Below are 15,974 nucleotides of genomic sequence, written 5' to 3'. Positions count from 1 at the left end.
CCCCCATGAACGCGATGACCCAGGTCAGCCCACTGCTCGAGATGCGTGGCATCTGCAAAACTTTTCCAGGCGTCAAGGCGCTGGACGACGTCTCCTTCGACATCTATCCCGGCGAGGTGCACATGCTCCTTGGCGAGAACGGCGCAGGCAAGTCGTCGCTGATGAAGGTGCTGTGCGGCGTTTATGTGGCCGATGCCGGCGAGTTCCACCATCAGGGCCAGCGCGTCGAGGTATCGGGGCCGGCGGACACGATGCGGCTCGGCATCGCCGTGATCTTCCAGGAATTCTCGCTGGTGCCCTACCTCGACATCGCGCAGAACATTTTTCTTGGCCGTGAGCCGCGCGGACGGGTGCCGGGCTCGGTGGACCATGCAAAGATGCATGCCGAAGCGCGGCGCCTGCTGGACACGCTCGGCATGGACATCAGCACGCATACGCCCGTGCATCGCCTGGGCGTGGCGCAGCAGCAGATGATCGAGATTGCCAAGGCGCTGTCGCAGAACGCACGCATCCTCGTGCTGGATGAGCCCACGGCCGCTCTCTCCGAGCGCGAGACCGAAAAGCTGTTCGGCGTCATCGCACGCCTCAAGGCCGACGGCGTGTCGATGATCTATATCTCGCACCGCATGGCGGAAGTCTTCGCGCTCGGTGACCGCATCACCGTCATGCGAGACGGCCGCAAGGTCGGCAGCTACATGCCCGGCGATGCCACGCCTGATGAACTGGTGGCGCGCATGGTCGGCCGCAAGGTGGACATGGGCTACACCCGCACACGCGGCGGCCCGGTCGGCGAGGTGGCGCTCGACATGCAAGGCGTCAGCGCTGACAACGGCATTGACGACATCACGCTGCAGGTGCGTGCCGGTGAGATCGTCGGGCTGGCCGGGCTCGTCGGCTCAGGGCGCAGCGAGGTCGCGCGGGCTGTGTTTGGCGCGGACCCGGTGCGCGCGGGCGAAATCCGCATTTTCGGCAAGTCCATGCGCGGCGGTCCCGACAAGGCACGCGCGCTCGGCGCGGCGCTGATCCCCGAAAGTCGCAAGACCGAAGGGCTCGCGCTGATCCGCTCGGTGCGCGACAACCTGCTCCTGGCCGGCCTGCGCCGCGCCTTTCCCGCACACTGGTATCGCAGCGGCAAGGCGGCGCAGCTGTCCACGCGCGAGATTGGACGGCTGCGCATTGCCACGCCGAGCGGCGACCAGCTCGCGCAGTTCCTGTCGGGCGGTAACCAGCAGAAGATCGTGATCGGCAAGTGGCTGGTCGCCGAATCGCGCCTGTTCATTTTCGACGAGCCTACGCGCGGCATCGACGTTGGCGCCAAGGCCGAAATCTTCGCGCTGATCGACGGGCTGGTGAAGCAAGGCGCCGCCGTGCTGCTGATCAGTTCCGAGCTGCCAGAGATCATCAACGTATGCGACCGCACCTATGTCATGCGCGGCGGCCGCGTCGCCGGCGAGCTTGCGCATGACGCCATGACCGAGGAAAGCATTCTGCAACTGGGGATGAACGATGCCTGATACGACTGCCGCCACCGCCTCCCGTGCCCTGCCCCTGGCTTTCGTGCCAATACTCGGCAAGCTGCCCGGCGCGGCCTGGGTGCTGCTTCTGCTTACCGTTGCCTTCGCGGCAATGGGCCAGGGCTTTCTGTCGACAGCCAACCTGCTCAATGTCGGCACGCAATCCACGATCCTGCTGCTGATCGCGCTGCCGATGACGCTGATCATCATGACCGAGGGGCTGGATCTCTCCATGGGTGCCGTGCTCGCGCTGTGCGGCGTAGTGCTTGCCATGGTGATCGTGGCCACCGGCTCGCTGCTGCTGGCCCTGGCCGCTGCCATCGGTGTGGGGCTCGCGTTCGGCCTGCTCAATGGCCTGCTGGTGGCACGGCTGGGCATTCCGCCGTTCGTGTCGACGCTGGGCACGCTGGGTGTTGCCCAAGGTGTGGCGCTCGTATTGACCGACGGGCAAAGCGTGGTCGGCGTCGGCGACACGATCCCCCTGCTCTATTCCGGCGAACTGCTCCGCATTCCTGTGCCGCTGTGGCTGGCCGTTGCCACCTACGCCCTCTTCCACTGGCTCTTGTATCGCACACGATTCGGCGCCTATGTGTTCGCGCTCGGCGGCAACCGTGAGGCGCTGAAGTTCGCAGGCGTCTCCGTCAATCGCTGGCTGATCGCGGTCTACACGCTCGGCGGCGCCATGGCGGGCGTAGCGGCGCTGCTGCTGACCGCACGCATGAATGCCGGACACCCGACCGCCTCCATCGGACTGGAGTTCGAGGCGATTGCCGCGGTAGCCGTCGGCGGCACCACGTTCGACCGCGGCAACGGCTGGCTGCCGGGCACGGTGCTTGGCGTGCTCGCCGTCGGCGTGCTGCGCAACGGCCTGAACCTGATCGGCGTGCAGTCTTCGGTGCAGGTGGCGGCCATCGGCCTGCTGGTGCTGGTGGTCCTGTTGATCGAATCCTTCAAGGGGAACGCATGAGCTCCGCCATCCTGAACATGCCGCTGTCCGCGGACTCCCGCGCGTTTGTCGGCCGCCTGCTGGCGCTGGCCGTGCTGTGCGCGCTGCTGTCGGTATCGTCGGACGCGTTCCTGACGCTGGGCAACCTGCTCAATGTGCTGCGGCAGGCGAGCCTCCTGTTCCTGCTCGCTTCTGGGCTGACGCTTGTGATCCTGACGGGCGGCCTCGACCTTTCCGTCGGGGCCAACGTGGCGATGTCCGCGTGTCTGGCGGCAAGCGTCATGAAGGCGACGGGATCGACCATGCTCGGCGTAGGTGCCGGTCTCGGTTGCGGCGTGCTGATCGGCCTGGCGAACGGCCTGCTGGTGGCTGCGCTGCGTATCCCGCCGTTCATTGCCACGTACGGCATGTTGTGGGTGCTGCATGGCCTGACGTACTGGTTCATGGCGGGTGAAACCATCCACGGATTCGCGCCGGAATTCCGCGCCATCGGCAGCGGCTACCTGTGGGGCGTGCCAGTGCCCGTGTTCCTGATGCTCGCCTTCCTGACAGCCGGCACGGTGATCTCCCAGAAGACCACCTACGGCCAGGAGATCTATGCGATCGGCGCCAACCCGGTCGCGGCGCGGCTCTCTGGCGTGCCGGTAACCCGTCGCCTGCTGCTGGTCTTCCTGGCGCGCCTGAACTCCGCCGAAGGCGATATCGGCGAAACGCTCACGCTGCCGGCCATCGCGGCGGTGCTGATCGGGGGCACATCGCTGTTCGGCGGCGTAGGGCGGGTATCCGGCACGCTCGTCGGCGCCATCCTGCTGACGCTGGTGCTCAACGGCATGAACCTGCTCACCGTCAGCGCCAACTGGCAGCCGCTGGTGACCGGGGTCATCGTGGTGCTGGCGGTGTTCCTGGACACGCTGTCCCGTCGCCGTCTCGGCAAGTCATGAAGCAAGTTCCCACACGTACGGAAAACATTCCAACGATCCCAGGAGACAAGACATGCAAGCACGCAACCTGAAATCACTCGCCGCCCTGCTCGCCTTCGGCGTGCTGGCCATGCCCGCCGCGCATGCGGACGGCGAGCGCATTGCCGTCTTCACCAAGAACCAGACCAACCCGTATTTCCAGGTCCTGCGTCAGGGCGCGGATTCGGCGGCCAAGAGCATGAACGCGCGCATTACCCACTACATCCCGACCAAGCCGGACAGTATTCCCGAGCAGATGAGCCAGATCGAGGACGTGATCGTCAAGAAGGCCGACGCCGTGGTGTTCGTGCCGGTCGACTACAAGGCAATGGGTCCCGGCGTGAAGAAGATCAATGCGGCCAATATCCCGGTGGTCAACGTGACCGACCGCAGCGACGTGGGCAACTTCGTCTCGTTTGTCGGTGCCAGCGACTATGACCTTGGCCTGAAAACCGCCACCTACCTGTTCAAGACCATGGGCGGCAAGGGCAATGTGGTGGTGCTCGAAGGCATCAAGGGTTCGCTGACCAATGTCGACCGCATCCGCGGCGTGCAGGATGCGCTCAAGGCCTTCCCCGGCATCAAGGTGGTGGCGTCACAGCCGGCTAACTACCAGCGCCTGCAAGCCCTGCAGGTGATGGAGAACCTGATGCAGTCGTTCCCGAAGATCGACGCCGTCTTCGCCGCCAACGACGCCATGGCCATCGGCGCGATCGAAGCGCTGGAGGGCGCCAACCGCAAGGCGCTCGTCACCGGCATCAACGGCACCAAGGAAGCGATCGACGCCATCAAGGCGGGCACGCTGCTCGCCACCGGCGACTACAACGGCTTCGTACAGGGATGCCTGGGCACCATGGCCGCCATCCGCAAGCTGCGCGGACAGCCGGTCAGGCAGGACATCGTGCTGCCTGCTACCGTAATTGACAAGACCAACTACCAGCCGCTCGACGTGCCCGCCGACAAACGCGCCTGCCCCCGCTGGGAAGACGCGACCAAGGCCTGACGCGCGCGGGTTTTTCCAGGAGCTACAACCATGCGCAATCTCGACGAAGAAACCATCACCCAGGCAGTGCTGGCCCGCAATGTCGATATGAAGGACCGCCGCCTCAAGGAGGTCATGACCAGCCTGATCCAGCACCTGCACGCGTTCGCGCGCGAGATCAAGCTGACCGAGGAGGAATGGGCGGCGGGCATCCAGTTCCTGACCGAAGTGGGCCATACCTGCAGCCCGAGCCGGCAGGAGTTCATCCTGCTGTCCGACACGCTGGGCCTGTCGACGCTCGTGACTGCGCAGAACCACCGCAAGCCGCGTGGCTGCACCGAGGCGACCGTGTTCGGGCCGTTCTATGTGGACGACGCGCCTGACTATGAACTCGGCGACGACGTTGGCAATGGCATGGCCGGCGAGCCCTGCTATGTCAGCGGACAGGTGCGCAGCATCACCGGCGAGGCCGTGCCCGGCGCGAAGATCGAGGTCTGGCAGGCGGATGCCGATGGCTTCTACGATGTGCAGAATCCTGACCGGAGCCATGCACAGGGCCGCGGCACGCTGACGGCCGATGACACCGGTCACTTCCGCTTCCGGTCTATCGTCGCCGAGTGCTACCCGATCCCGCATGACGGCCCGGTCGGCCGCATGCTTGACGCCATGGGCCGGCACCCGTGGCGGCCGGCTCACCTCCATTTCATGATCTCCGCGCCCGGCTACGAGACGCTGGTCACGCACGTATTCCGCAACGACAGCGACTACCTCGACTCGGACGCCGTCTTCGGCGTGCGTTCGTCACTGGTGGCGGACTGGGTCCGGCATAAGCCGGGCAGCACCCCGGACGGCGGAGAAAGTGCCGTGCCCTTCTATACGCTCGACTACGACTTCGTGCTCAATCCGGCAGCCTCGTCAGCCGCAAACCCCAATCAAACAACAAGGTAAGCCATGCTTTTTGCATTCCACCTGATCGACAAACCCGGCGTTGGCGAACTGCGTCTGAAGGTCCGCCCGGATCACAAGATCTACCTGGGCGCCGTCAAGGACCAGATCGCGTTTGCCGGTCCGCTGCTTGCCGAAGACGGCGAGACCATGGTCGGCAGCCTGCTGGTGATCAATTTCCCGTCACTGGCCGCCGCACGCGAGTGGCTGTCCCGCGAGCCCTTCACGCGTGCCGGCATCTATGGGGCCAGCAGCGTGCTGGCCTTCAACAATATGTGGCCGCAGAAGACCGGCTTTCCCGCCGCCTGAGCCGCGGCGCCGAACCGTACATCAGCCCTTACATCAGCCCGGGAGCCGATCTTGGAAGTCGTCAAACATATCGTGATGTGGAACCTGCGCGGGCAGACCGAGCATGAAAAGCGCGATGCGATCGCTCAGCTCAAGGCGGCCTTTGAAAGCCTGCGCGGCCGGATTCCGGGCATGCGCCATCTGGAAGTCGGCGTGGACTCGAGCCGGGTCGACTATGCCTGCGATGTGGTGTTGTACACGGAGTTCGACTCGCATCACGCGCTCCAGGCCTATTCGGACCACCCTGAGCACCTGCGCGTCAAACGCGAGCTTGGCGACCTGCGCATTGCGCGGCACCAGGTCGACTACCACGGCGAGGCGCTGCAAAGTGAATAAGGAACTGGTCGACAATATCCGGCTGTTCGAAGCCAACGTGCAATCGCTACGCCCATGAACGGCAACATCAAGCGATTCGAACCCCTCAGGCCTTGATCTCATTCGTCAGCGCCAGCCCGGACTCGAATTCCGTCATGCTGCGCAGAGTCGTCTGGCAGATCGTGGACACGGCTTCCCGCGTGAGAAAGGCCTGGTGACCGGTCACGATGACGTTGGGAAACGAGACCAGCCGCTGCATCACGTCGTCGGCAATGATGGTGCTGGAGAGATCACGGAAGAACAGATCCGCTTCCTGCTCGTACACATCCAGCGCCAGCCCACCCAACTGGCGGCTCTGCAGTGCGTCGATCGCGGCCGCGGTATCCAGCAGGCCGCCGCGGCTGGTGTTGACCAGCAACGCCCCGGGCTTGGCGCGCGCCAGAGCATCGGCATTGATGATGTGGTGCGTCTGCGGTGTCAGCGGGCAATGCAGGGAAATGATGTCGGCACTGGCGCCGATTTCGCCAGGCTGGGCGTAGCGGCCGCCCAAGGCCTCGAATTCCGGTGAGGGATATGCATCATAGCCGATCACTTCGCAGCCAAACCCGAGCATGATCCGGGCAAATACCCGCCCGATCTTGCCTGTGCCGACCACGGCCACGGTCTTGCCGCAGAAGTCGAACCCCATCAGGCCATCAAGCGAGAAATTGAAGTCTCGCGTACGGTTGTAGGCGCGGTGGATCTTCCGGTTGATGGCCAGCAGCAAGGCTACGGCATGCTCAGCCACCGAATTGGGGGAGTACGTGACGACGCGTACCACCTTCATGCCGAGACTTGCAGCGGCGCCGAGATCGACATTGTTGAATCCGGTGCAGCGCAGCGCGATCAGCGACGTGCCGCCACGCCTGAGCGCATCGAGCACGGCGGCATCCGCCACATCGTTGACGAAGATACAGACCGCGCCATGGCCGGCGGCCAGGCCGGCCGTGTTGATGTCGAGCGGGACGTCGAAGAAGTCGAGTTGATGGCCTTCGGCAACATTGGCGGCGTCAAGATACTCTCGGTCGTAAGGCTTGGCGCTGAATACGGCAGCTTTCATCGCTTCTCTCCGGATCGGAACGAGGTCCCCCGGCTTCGGGCAGGCATGCCAGATTGCCCTACCCGCCAGCCAGGACCATGACAATCTCCACAAACAGGATTTTTGTGACCGTCATCGAAGGAAAGATCATGGCGTAGCCGATATCGGGCTGCTCCGTGGGCGCTACGCGGTTGGCGAACGCCAGGATTGCCGGATTACCGGTCGCGCCGCAGATGACGCCGGCGGTGACATCGAAGGGCATCCTGAAGATCCACAGGCAAGCCAGTGCCGTGACCAGCACGAGCACCAGCACAATCAGCACGCTGTAAAGGAGCAGTGAAGCGCCGGTGATGGCAATGGTCGAGAAGAATTTCGGTCCTGACGATATGCCAACCTGTGCCAGGAAGATAGTGAGCCCGAGATTGCGCAACACCAGATTGGCGGAAAGCGGCATGGTCCAGACCAGCGGGCCGGACCGGCGGATCTTGCCCAGATACAGCGCAACCAGCAGCAGAGCCGCCAAGCCGAGGGTCAGCTTGCCGGCGCCGGGGATCGGCAACGGGATCATGCCCGCCAACAGGCCGAGCGCCGCGCCGATGCCGATGGAAATAAAGCTCAGTTCGGCGGTCCCCTTGATGGAGTCGCCGAAAAGCTTGCGCATGGCCTTGGTATGAGCGCGATTGACCAGCACTCCTACCCGGTCGCCCACTTCGAGGATGAGTTCGGGGGTTGGCAGCATGTCGGCGTCGCCCCTTCGTACCTGGACGATCGAACCTGTAATGCCATCGGGAAAGCGGATATCGCGTAGCGCAAGCCCGACCACGGCGCGGCTTGAGGCAAACAAGCGGACATAGTCCAGGTCCTCGCGGTGACTGCTAATCCGGCCGGGCTGCAGTTCCCCCAGCAGGCCAGCAGCTTCCCGAAGCAAGGCCGGCTCCGTGGATGTCGCGAGCAGAACGTCGTCCTGGCGCAGGACAAGGTCTTCGGTCGGCAGCTGGTTATGGTGCTCGCGACGCACCGCGGCAATGGCGAGTCCAACTGGCAGGCGCGCCTTCAGCTGGGCAAGCGTGAGGCCGACGATCTCGGGGTTGCGCAGGGAAATCTCGCCCGTCTCGAGGATCTTGGCCGCTGGCGCCTCGATTTTCGCTTTCAGCAATACGCTGAGGGCATAGAGCAACAGGATCGGGCCCGCGACCCCGAACGGGTATGCCACGCTGTAGCCAACCGCCGCGCCATCGCCCTTCATGGCCGCAATGACGGCCTGCAATGTCGCGGTGCTGGTCCCGGTACCCGCAAAGATACCCAGCGACTCATCGAGCCGCAGGCCGAACAGCGGTACCAGCGCCAGCGACGCCATGCCGGCACCGATAACACCCACAGCCGCGGCGGCATTGGCCTTCAGACCGCGGACGCTGGTCAGCCCCTCGAAGAATTGGGCGCCGTACTGGATGCCAATGCCATAGAGGAACAGCAGCAGGCCCAGGGTCCCGACAAGCGCAGGCGGTGCCGCTTTGGGCGCGAAGCCCCCGATCGCCAATCCGACAAACAGGACGGCTCCGGATCCCAGCGCGACGCCTTTGATATTGATTTCGCCGACAACGTAGCCCAGTGCAATCGTAAGGAGCAACGTGAACAAGGGCTGGGTTTCGAACAATACCCGGACTGCATCCATCGCCATCTCCTTCTGGCTGGAAGATCAGCAGGACGGGCCGGTATTGCCAGCGGAAAGGGACAAGCAGGCGAGCGCATGCCCTTCCCCCTCCGGGCCCGAATATGCAGAGTAGGTCAATTGTGGCTGACGTCAAAGATTCCACTGTTGCGCGCATCGGAGTGCCGGACCGGTTAGCGCGGGGACGGGTACTCTCCGGGCATGCGGTGCATGCTGCCCGGCCGTCGGTCCTCCGCGCCCTACTCCGCCCGAATATCGGCCCTTGCCGCCACCGCGCGCATTTCCGGCAGCTCCTTTTCGACGCGCGCCTTGACGGCGGCGCCATTGCCATAAGCTGGCGTCAGCGCCAGCTCGACCATCCGCGCTTTGGTTGACGGTGCGTTGGCGACTTCCGCGAGCGCCTTTTCCAGCTTCTGGGCGACCGGCGCCGGCAGCCCTGCCGGCGCCATCAGTGCGAACCAGGTCCCCATCTGGAAGCCCGGATAGCCACTTTCGGCCACTGTAGGCACCTGTGGCAGCGCCGGTAGCCGTTGCGCCGAAAGCACCGCGATTGGCTTGATCTTGCCGCCCTTGATCAGCGGCAGGCTGGCGACCACGGTATCGACGGCGACCTGGACCTGCCCGCCGGCCAGCGCGGTCAGGCTCGGGGCGCTGCCATTGAACGGCACGTGAACCATGCGGATACCGGTGGCGGATTTCAGCATCTCGCCGCCGAAATGGACCGACGATCCCGCACCGAACGAGCCGTAGGAAAACTTGTCGGGGTTCGCCTTTGCCTGTGCCACCAGGTCCTTGAGCGAGTTCACCGGAACCTCGGGGTTGGCAACCAGTACCAGGCTCATGTCGGCAACGAGCCCCAGTGGCGTGAAGCTCTTGACCGGGTCGTACGCGATGTTCTGGCGGATCGCAGGGTTCAGCGTGAGTGTGGTACTTGCGGCCAGCAGCAGCGTGTAGCCATCGGGCGGGGCCTTGGCGACCTGTGCGGCGCCGACTACCGTGCTCGCGCCGGGTTTGTTCTCCACCACCACCGTCTGGCCTAGCTTCTCGCCAAGGCCAACCGCCAGCAAGCGGCCCAGCAGATCAGTGGCCCCGCCAGCGGCAAAGGGCACCACGAGCCGGATCGGCCGGTCCGGATACGACGGACCCTGCGCGGCGGCGGGCGCGGTGGCCAGCATGGCGGCCAGGCCGGTGCATGCAAGGAAAAGCTTGGTGGGGGTTACGGTCATCGGTTCAACTCCTGCCTGCTGTTTGGGGAAAGACGAAGCCATGCGGTCAACACGGCCAGCAGCTTGCTGCCCGTGGACAAACTCGATGTGTCGGTCGGTCTGGCACCTACGCCAGCCAGGGGCTGCGCACGCGCGAGAAGCCGCCCGCCTGGTCATAGGCGTGGCCAAGCTGCAGCACCTCCGCGTCCGCCTGCGCCGGGCCGATGATCTGGATGCCGGCCGGCAGCCCGCCGCGGCCAAAGCCCGCGGGCGCGGCCAGCGCGGGCAGGCCGGCCATGGTCGCGGGCACCACGGCCTGCATCCAGCGGTGATACGTGTCCATGTCGCGCCCGTCGATCGCATGGGGCCAGTCCATATCGGCGTCGAACGGGAACACCTGCGCGGCCGGCATGACGAGGTAGTCGAAGCGCTCGAACAGCGTGCGCAGTGCCTGGTACCACGTGCTACGTATCGCCATGGCCTCGTACACGCGGGAGCCTGACAGCGCCAGCCCGCGCTCGATTTCCCAGACGGCTTCCGGCTTGAGCAACGCGCGCTTCGCGGGATCGCGGTACAGCGCGCCGTTGGCGCCGGCCACAGCAAAGCTGCGCAGGTCGATCCATGCGTGCCACAGGCGTTCGAGGTTGAAATCCGGCAGTGCGGCATCGACTGTGCAGCCGATCGCCCGTAGATGGCTGAGCGCCATGACGCATGTATCAAGCAGGCCGGGTTCGGTCGGCAGGTGGCCGCCGAGGTCGCCGAGCCAGCCAATGCGCACGCCAGCCCAGTCGCGCTCGGGCGGCAGCGCAAAGCTGCCGGGCGCTTCGGTGCGGCGCGTCAGCGGCAAGCGCGCGTCGAAGCCCGCCTGAACCGACAGCAGCAACGCCAGGTCCGGCACATTGCGCGCCATCGGGCCGGCTACGCTGAACTGCTGGAAGAACACTTCCTCGGACGGGCCATGCGGCACGCAGCCGAACGAGGTGCGCAGCCCATAGACATGGTTGAACGCGGCCGGCGTCCGCAGCGATCCCATCATGTCCGAGCCATCGGCCACCGGAAGCATGCGCAGCGCCACCGCTACGGCCGCCCCGCCGCTGCTGCCGCCGGCCGAGCGTGCCGGATCCCAGGCATTGCGCGTGGTGCCGTAGATCGGGTTGTACGTGTGGCCGCCCAGGCCGAACTCGGGTGAATTGGTGCGGCCGACGAACAACGCGCCGCCGGCGCGCATGCGTTCGAAGACCACTGCGTCGGTCTGGCTGACTTGTCCGGCGAAGATCGGCGAGCCCTTGGTGGTGACCATGCCGGCGGCCGGCATGATGTCTTTGGGCGCCTGCGGAAAACCGTGCAACGGACCGCGGCTGGCCCCCCGGGCGAGTTCGTCATCGAGGCCCGCCGCCTGCTTTCGCAATGGATCCCGGTCCATCGGCGCCACAATGGCATTGACGCGCGGGTTGTGGCGGTCGATCTGGCTCAGGTAGGCATCAAGCACCTCCACGCACGACACCTCGCGCGCATGGATGGCCCGGGACAGGGCAACGGCGTCGAGATCAATGATGGAATCGGTCGGAATGCTGGGAATCGCGCTCATGGGAAGCCTGTCTCCTGTCTGGTCAGGAAAGAGCATAGGGTCGGCGTGGTTTTCCTACAATCGAGGAATTTTTCAAATACCCTTGCGTAAAACACAAACGTGGTACAAACCCGGAAGCCAATCCCGGAGCCACGATCGATGCTGTCGCACCGCCTGCAGGACACCTCGCTGCGCTATTTCCTGGAAGTCGTTCGCGCCGGCTCGCTGACCGAGGCGGCGCAGCGGCTAAACGTCACGGTGTCCGCGGTCAGCCGGCAGGTTGCGGCGCTCGAGTCATGGCTGGGGGTGCCGCTGTTCGACCGCCGGCCGCGCGGCATGGTGGCCAGCGCGGCGGGCGAGTTGCTGGCCGCCTATGCGCTGCGCAATGCGCTGGAGGCTGATCGTGTCGTGACGGAAATCGATGCGCTGCAAGGTCTGCGGCGCGGGCGCGTGCGGGTGGCGAGTTCGGCCGGGTTTGCGATCGAATTCCTGCCACGCGCCATTGCCGATTTCCGCGAACGCTATCCGGGGCTGCATTTTCATGTGCGCGTGGCACCGCCGGCCGAGGTAACCGGCATTGTGCTGCACGGCGACGCCGATATCGGCATCACGTACAGCCGTGCCGCCGAACAAGGCATCCGGGTCGAGCATAGGCAGGCGGCGCCCGTGATTGCGATCATGCGGCCCGATCACGCGCTCGCGCGGTTCCGCAGCATCACGCTGTCGCAGATGCTGCCGTATCCGCTTGCGCTGCCCGAGGGCGACAACACGGTGCGCCAGCTGTTTGACATTGCCTGCGGTGAGCGTGGCGTTGCGTTCGAACCGGTGCTGGTCAGCAACCAGTTCGAGACGCTGACCAGCTTCGTGCTGCACGGTGGCGGGCTGTCGATCTCAGGCGGGGTCACGGTCGGCGACCGCCTGCGCCGTGGCGAACTCCATGCCGCGACGATCCGCGAGCGCGGCATGAAAAGCCGCGCCATCGAACTGCAGACGCTGGCCGGCCGCACGCTGCCCGAAGGCGTGCGTACGTTTTTGGGCTTCGTGCGGGACCGTCTGGTGGAGGAGGCCGGAATCGGATCCTGAAAGGCGTCCGGCCAGAGACGCCTACTTCGCGAACAGCGACGACATATCCGCAAACGCCTTGAATTCGAGCGCATTGCCCGACGGGTCCAGGAAGAACATGGTGGCCTGTTCGCCGACCTGGCCCTTGAAGCGGACATGCGGTTCGATGACGAACTCCACGCCGGCCGCGCTCAGCTTGTCCGCCGCGGCCTGCCAGGCTTCCATCGACAGCACCACGCCGAAGTGGCGCACCGGCACGTTGTCGCCGTCCACCGCGCTGGTGCCGCGGTGGCCGCATTCGTCTGGCGACAGGTGCGCGACGATCTGGTGGCCGTAGAAGTTGAAGTCGATCCACGCATCGGAACTGCGGCCTTCCGGGCAGCCGAGCAGTGCGCCGTAGAACTCCCGCGCGCTGGCAAGGCTGTGGACGGGAAAGGCCAGGTGAAACGGAGGCACGACGGCAGCGGCTGCGCTCATGGTAGGGGCTCTCAATGGATGACGGTTTTTGCGGGGCGGGCCTGCGAAATCCTCCGCCGACCCATGGAGCCAAGTCTAAGCATGACGAATGATGATGAAAAGCGATATATTTTCGCTCTGAGCAACACAAATTTCGATCATTTACCATCATGCTGCGTGAACTGCGCACTTTCATCGCCGTGGCCCGACACGGTACCTTTGCCGGCGCCGGCGCGCGGATCGGCCTGACCCAGTCGGCCGTCAGCGCACAAATCCAGCGGCTGGAGGAAGAAGTCGGTTTCCCGCTGTTCGATCGCACCGGGCGCTCGGCACGGCTCAATGCCGCCGGCCGCGACACGCTGGCGCTGGCCGAGGAACTCGTTGCCCTGTATGAGCGTATCGGCCACCAGGGGCCGGACGCGCAAGGCGGCATGGTGCGTATCGGCGCCATTGCTTCCGCGCAGGTGACGTTCCTGCCGGATGCCATTGCAAGTTTCCGCGCCGAATTGCCGGCCTGCCGCGTGCGCATGGTGCCGGGGGTGTCGCTGAGCCTGCTCGGGCAGGTCGATGCCGGCGATATCGATATCGCCGTGCTGATCCGGCCGCCCTATGCGCTGCCTGCCGAATTGGACTGGCGCCCGCTGCTGCGCGAGCCGTTCGAATTGCTGGTGCCGGCTGCCATGGCCGGCCTCCACTGGCGTGAAGCGATCGAATCGGCGCCGTTCATCCGCTATGACCGGGGTTCGTTTGGCGGCCGGCTGGTCGACCAGTTCCTGCGCCAGCAGCGCGTGGTCGTGCAGGAAGCGATCGAACTCGATGAACTGGAAGGCATCGCGCAACTCGTCGCACGCGGGCTCGGTGTCGGGCTGTCGCCGCGTACGCTGGCTGAGGGCCAACGGCCCGCCGGCGTCACCGCGCTGTCGCTGGGAGACGATACGTTCTATCGCGAAGTCGGGCTGGTCGAACGTGCGCCGCATAGCCGCCAGCCCGTCGCGAGCCGGCTCGCGGAGCGTATCGGGGAAGCTGCCAAAGCGCTGGCGGGATAGCGCTACAGCCCGATGGCGGGCCCGCGGCTGCGCTTGAGCTGGAATGCCACCGACACGCGGTCGGCCGGATAGACGGTGTCCGTGATCTCGAGGATCTTGCCGGAGCTTTCCTTGTAATGGCGGATCAGCCGCAGCCCCGCCGACCCCGCCGGCACGCCAAGCTGCGTGGACAGCGGCTCGTCGATTAGCGTGGCGGTCACCACTTGGCGGATCTCCGCAATGGCAGTCGCGCGCTCGCGCTCGATCAGCGCGCTGACCAGCGTTTGCGGATGATTGCGGATGGTATCGACGAGTCCCGCCAGCGAAGCGTCGATATAGATGTCGGCGCGCGCCACCGGCGTGCTGCCCTTGCGCGCGTCCACACGCGTGCCGCTGAGCAAGACCCACGCGCTGCCCACCGGCGCTTCGAGCCGGCGTGCCAGCGCGCGGTCCAGCGTGACATCGCGCACGTCGTCGATGGCCCGCACTTCGGTGGCGGCCACGCGCACCAGGTCTTCTGCCGTGCCGAACGATTGCGTATAGGCCGCATTCGGGTTGGCGTTCTCGACGATGGTGCCCACCGCCTTCTTGCGCGAGATATAGCCGAGGTCCTGCAGCATGCGCAGCGAGGCGCGCACCGTGTGGCGGCTCACGCCGTGCTGTTCGGCCAGTTCATGTTCCGTCGGCAGCAGGCTGCCCACCACGCGGCGCCCTTCCACGATGTCCTTCACCAGCATGCTGGCGAGTTCGGCGTATCGGGTCGGGGCACCCGGCAGATCGGGTTTGGGCTTGCTGTCCTTCAGGGGCGCGGCGGTCATGGCGGCGGGGGGGGAATCGGAGGGTGTGCACATTTTACGATGCCGGTGCGGTTCCGCTCCTGCGCCTTCAGTTGGCGAAGTCAGTTGACAAAAAAGCGCCGCTCCGCTTCGGCCGGCACCGCCATGCCGGTCACCTTCGCCTTCTGCAGCACTTCCCAGAAGTAGCGGTAGGTGGCGCGGTCGTGCAGTTCGCCCTTGTACTGGATGGGGCCCCAGTCGGCGTCCTGCGCGACCACCAGGATGCCGGCGGCATCTTCCACTTCGGTGAAGTCCGGCCGCATGGCGTTGACGATCGGCTGGATCTGCGCCGGATAGATGCTCCACATGCGCAGGAAGCCGAACTCGTTGCGTGCACGGCGCGCGTCGCTGGCGATGACCTCGGCGTCCTTCAGGTTCAGGCACACGTTGTGCGCCGGCACGATGCCGTTGGCCAGTGCCGCCGCAACCATGTCGGCCTTCGCGCGCGCGAGCAGCGCGTGCTCGAACTGGCCCGGGCTGCGCATGGCGGCGGCCGGAATCGCGCCGTGGTGGCCGCTGACGAAGTCCATCAGGCCGAAGTCGAGCACTTCGATGTTGGGCAGTTCCGCGATCTGGAACACGTCGCGCAACGCGCCGTGGGTTTCGATCAGCACGTGCACCGGCACGGGCTTGTCCAGGCCGGCGCGCTTGGCGACGTCGCCGATATAGCGGATGACTTCCGCGACCTGCCCGCTGTTGGTTGCCTTGGGCACCGTGATATAGGCGAGCCGGCCGCCAGCGCCGTTCACGATGATGTCCACATCCTGGCGCCAAGCCGGATGCGACGGGTCATGGATACGGGCACCGGCACGGCCGTGGACGTTGCGGTCCGAGGCGATCATGCGCGCAACCATCTCGGCGTGCTCGCGTTCCTGGCCGGCGGCGGCGCCGTCTTCGCAGTCGCAGGTCACGTCGAAGACCGGGCCGTACTCGACCTGCAGGTCCATAGCCTTGCCGATCAGCTTTTCGCTGCCGGCGAAGTGCTCGCAGGCGGCCAGCACCGGGAAGGATTTTTCGCCGGCAAACAGGGCGTCGTTCGGATGCGTTGCGGTGGTCATGTCTTGTCT

16 protein-coding genes are annotated in these 15,974 nt (G+C 65.5%); 9 read left to right on the top strand and 7 right to left on the bottom strand.

What is annotated here, in order from left to right; genetic code table 11:
• Positions 1-5: 5 nt before the first annotated feature.
• The 7 genes from ACIGJG_RS28805 to ACIGJG_RS28775 are packed head-to-tail and all read left to right on the top strand — an operon-like array spanning position 6 to position 6,030.
• Positions 6-1,514: a sugar ABC transporter ATP-binding protein gene (locus ACIGJG_RS28805; RefSeq protein WP_011300253.1), complete on the top strand. Its 1,509-nt coding sequence runs from the start codon at positions 6-8 to the stop codon at positions 1,512-1,514.
• Positions 1,507-2,481 (top strand): ABC transporter permease, encoded by a 975-nt coding sequence (locus tag ACIGJG_RS28800; RefSeq protein ID WP_483673545.1) that lies wholly within the window; start codon positions 1,507-1,509, stop codon positions 2,479-2,481. Before ACIGJG_RS28805 ends, ACIGJG_RS28800 begins: the two co-directional genes overlap by 8 nt.
• A complete protein-coding gene (locus tag ACIGJG_RS28795) occupies positions 2,478-3,401 on the top strand; it encodes an ABC transporter permease (RefSeq protein ID WP_483673543.1) in 924 nt (307 codons plus the stop codon). The genes ACIGJG_RS28800 and ACIGJG_RS28795 overlap by 4 nt, the downstream gene beginning before the upstream one ends.
• A gap of 52 nt (positions 3,402-3,453) precedes the next feature.
• Complete coding sequence (locus tag ACIGJG_RS28790) at positions 3,454-4,422, top strand: sugar ABC transporter substrate-binding protein (RefSeq protein ID WP_011300256.1); 969 nt, start codon at positions 3,454-3,456, stop codon at positions 4,420-4,422.
• 30 nt (positions 4,423-4,452) lie between these two features.
• Positions 4,453-5,349: an intradiol ring-cleavage dioxygenase gene (locus ACIGJG_RS28785; protein ID WP_140950705.1), complete on the top strand. Its 897-nt coding sequence runs from the start codon at positions 4,453-4,455 to the stop codon at positions 5,347-5,349.
• 3 nt (positions 5,350-5,352) lie between these two features.
• The gene (locus ACIGJG_RS28780) at positions 5,353-5,655 is read left to right on the top strand and encodes a YciI family protein (protein ID WP_483673542.1); all 303 of its coding nucleotides are present in this window, start codon (positions 5,353-5,355) and stop codon (positions 5,653-5,655) included.
• A 51-nt stretch (positions 5,656-5,706) separates the two neighbouring features.
• Positions 5,707-6,030 carry a Dabb family protein gene (locus ACIGJG_RS28775; RefSeq protein ID WP_483673541.1) on the top strand — a complete coding sequence of 108 codons (324 nt, stop codon included), beginning with the start codon at positions 5,707-5,709 and terminating at the stop codon, positions 6,028-6,030.
• A gap of 85 nt (positions 6,031-6,115) precedes the next feature.
• Here ACIGJG_RS28775 and ACIGJG_RS28770 read toward each other — a convergent pair whose 3' ends face one another.
• The 4 genes from ACIGJG_RS28770 to ACIGJG_RS28755 form a co-directional block, all read right to left on the bottom strand.
• A complete protein-coding gene (locus ACIGJG_RS28770; RefSeq protein WP_011300260.1) occupies positions 6,116-7,108 on the bottom strand; it encodes a 2-hydroxyacid dehydrogenase in 993 nt (330 codons plus the stop codon).
• A 58-nt stretch (positions 7,109-7,166) separates the two neighbouring features.
• A complete protein-coding gene (locus ACIGJG_RS28765) occupies positions 7,167-8,759 on the bottom strand; it encodes an aspartate:alanine exchanger family transporter (RefSeq protein WP_011300261.1) in 1,593 nt (530 codons plus the stop codon).
• A 236-nt stretch (positions 8,760-8,995) separates the two neighbouring features.
• Positions 8,996-9,982 carry a Bug family tripartite tricarboxylate transporter substrate binding protein gene (locus tag ACIGJG_RS28760; RefSeq protein ID WP_483673540.1) on the bottom strand — a complete coding sequence of 329 codons (987 nt, stop codon included), beginning with the start codon at positions 9,980-9,982 and terminating at the stop codon, positions 8,996-8,998.
• A 106-nt stretch (positions 9,983-10,088) separates the two neighbouring features.
• Complete coding sequence (locus tag ACIGJG_RS28755; protein WP_220630346.1) at positions 10,089-11,549, bottom strand: amidase; 1,461 nt, start codon at positions 11,547-11,549, stop codon at positions 10,089-10,091.
• A 138-nt stretch (positions 11,550-11,687) separates the two neighbouring features.
• Between ACIGJG_RS28755 and ACIGJG_RS28750 the strand changes: the two genes are divergently transcribed.
• Positions 11,688-12,611, top strand: a complete 924-nt coding sequence (locus ACIGJG_RS28750) for a LysR family transcriptional regulator (RefSeq protein WP_483673539.1) — start codon at positions 11,688-11,690, stop codon at positions 12,609-12,611.
• Positions 12,612-12,632: 21 nt separating this feature from the next.
• Here the strand turns inward: ACIGJG_RS28750 and ACIGJG_RS28745 are convergent, their stop codons facing one another.
• Positions 12,633-13,067 carry a VOC family protein gene (locus tag ACIGJG_RS28745; protein WP_483673538.1) on the bottom strand — a complete coding sequence of 145 codons (435 nt, stop codon included), beginning with the start codon at positions 13,065-13,067 and terminating at the stop codon, positions 12,633-12,635.
• A gap of 149 nt (positions 13,068-13,216) precedes the next feature.
• Between ACIGJG_RS28745 and ACIGJG_RS28740 the strand changes: the two genes are divergently transcribed.
• Positions 13,217-14,092: a LysR family transcriptional regulator gene (locus ACIGJG_RS28740; RefSeq protein ID WP_011300266.1), complete on the top strand. Its 876-nt coding sequence runs from the start codon at positions 13,217-13,219 to the stop codon at positions 14,090-14,092.
• Between the two features lie 2 nt (positions 14,093-14,094).
• Here the strand turns inward: ACIGJG_RS28740 and ACIGJG_RS28735 are convergent, their stop codons facing one another.
• Together ACIGJG_RS28735 and ACIGJG_RS28730 are read right to left on the bottom strand one after the other, a co-directional pair.
• Complete coding sequence (locus tag ACIGJG_RS28735) at positions 14,095-14,889, bottom strand: GntR family transcriptional regulator (RefSeq protein WP_483673536.1); 795 nt, start codon at positions 14,887-14,889, stop codon at positions 14,095-14,097.
• A gap of 80 nt (positions 14,890-14,969) precedes the next feature.
• The gene (locus ACIGJG_RS28730; RefSeq protein ID WP_483673535.1) at positions 14,970-15,965 is read right to left on the bottom strand and encodes an HpcH/HpaI aldolase/citrate lyase family protein; all 996 of its coding nucleotides are present in this window, start codon (positions 15,963-15,965) and stop codon (positions 14,970-14,972) included.
• Between the last annotated feature and the right edge of the window lie 9 nt (positions 15,966-15,974).

It is taken from the genome of Cupriavidus sp. C1SS-2L (genome assembly GCF_057073735.1).
This window is presented reverse-complemented; position numbering and strand designations above follow the sequence as displayed.

Coding starts and splice junctions, on each gene's coding strand:
- ACIGJG_RS28805 (WP_011300253.1), top strand. CDS start 6: ATGAACGCGATGACCCAGGTCAGCCCACTGCTCGAGATGCGTGGCATC.
- ACIGJG_RS28800 (WP_483673545.1), top strand. CDS start 1,507: ATGCCTGATACGACTGCCGCCACCGCCTCCCGTGCCCTGCCCCTGGCT.
- ACIGJG_RS28795 (WP_483673543.1), top strand. CDS start 2,478: ATGAGCTCCGCCATCCTGAACATGCCGCTGTCCGCGGACTCCCGCGCG.
- ACIGJG_RS28790 (WP_011300256.1), top strand. CDS start 3,454: ATGCAAGCACGCAACCTGAAATCACTCGCCGCCCTGCTCGCCTTCGGC.
- ACIGJG_RS28785 (WP_140950705.1), top strand. CDS start 4,453: ATGCGCAATCTCGACGAAGAAACCATCACCCAGGCAGTGCTGGCCCGC.
- ACIGJG_RS28780 (WP_483673542.1), top strand. CDS start 5,353: ATGCTTTTTGCATTCCACCTGATCGACAAACCCGGCGTTGGCGAACTG.
- ACIGJG_RS28770 (WP_011300260.1), bottom strand. CDS start 7,108: ATGAAAGCTGCCGTATTCAGCGCCAAGCCTTACGACCGAGAGTATCTT.
- ACIGJG_RS28765 (WP_011300261.1), bottom strand. CDS start 8,759: ATGGATGCAGTCCGGGTATTGTTCGAAACCCAGCCCTTGTTCACGTTG.
- ACIGJG_RS28760 (WP_483673540.1), bottom strand. CDS start 9,982: ATGACCGTAACCCCCACCAAGCTTTTCCTTGCATGCACCGGCCTGGCC.
- ACIGJG_RS28755 (WP_220630346.1), bottom strand. CDS start 11,549: ATGAGCGCGATTCCCAGCATTCCGACCGATTCCATCATTGATCTCGAC.
- ACIGJG_RS28750 (WP_483673539.1), top strand. CDS start 11,688: ATGCTGTCGCACCGCCTGCAGGACACCTCGCTGCGCTATTTCCTGGAA.
- ACIGJG_RS28745 (WP_483673538.1), bottom strand. CDS start 13,067: ATGAGCGCAGCCGCTGCCGTCGTGCCTCCGTTTCACCTGGCCTTTCCC.
- ACIGJG_RS28740 (WP_011300266.1), top strand. CDS start 13,217: ATGCTGCGTGAACTGCGCACTTTCATCGCCGTGGCCCGACACGGTACC.
- ACIGJG_RS28735 (WP_483673536.1), bottom strand. CDS start 14,889: ATGACCGCCGCGCCCCTGAAGGACAGCAAGCCCAAACCCGATCTGCCG.
- ACIGJG_RS28730 (WP_483673535.1), bottom strand. CDS start 15,965: ATGACCACCGCAACGCATCCGAACGACGCCCTGTTTGCCGGCGAAAAA.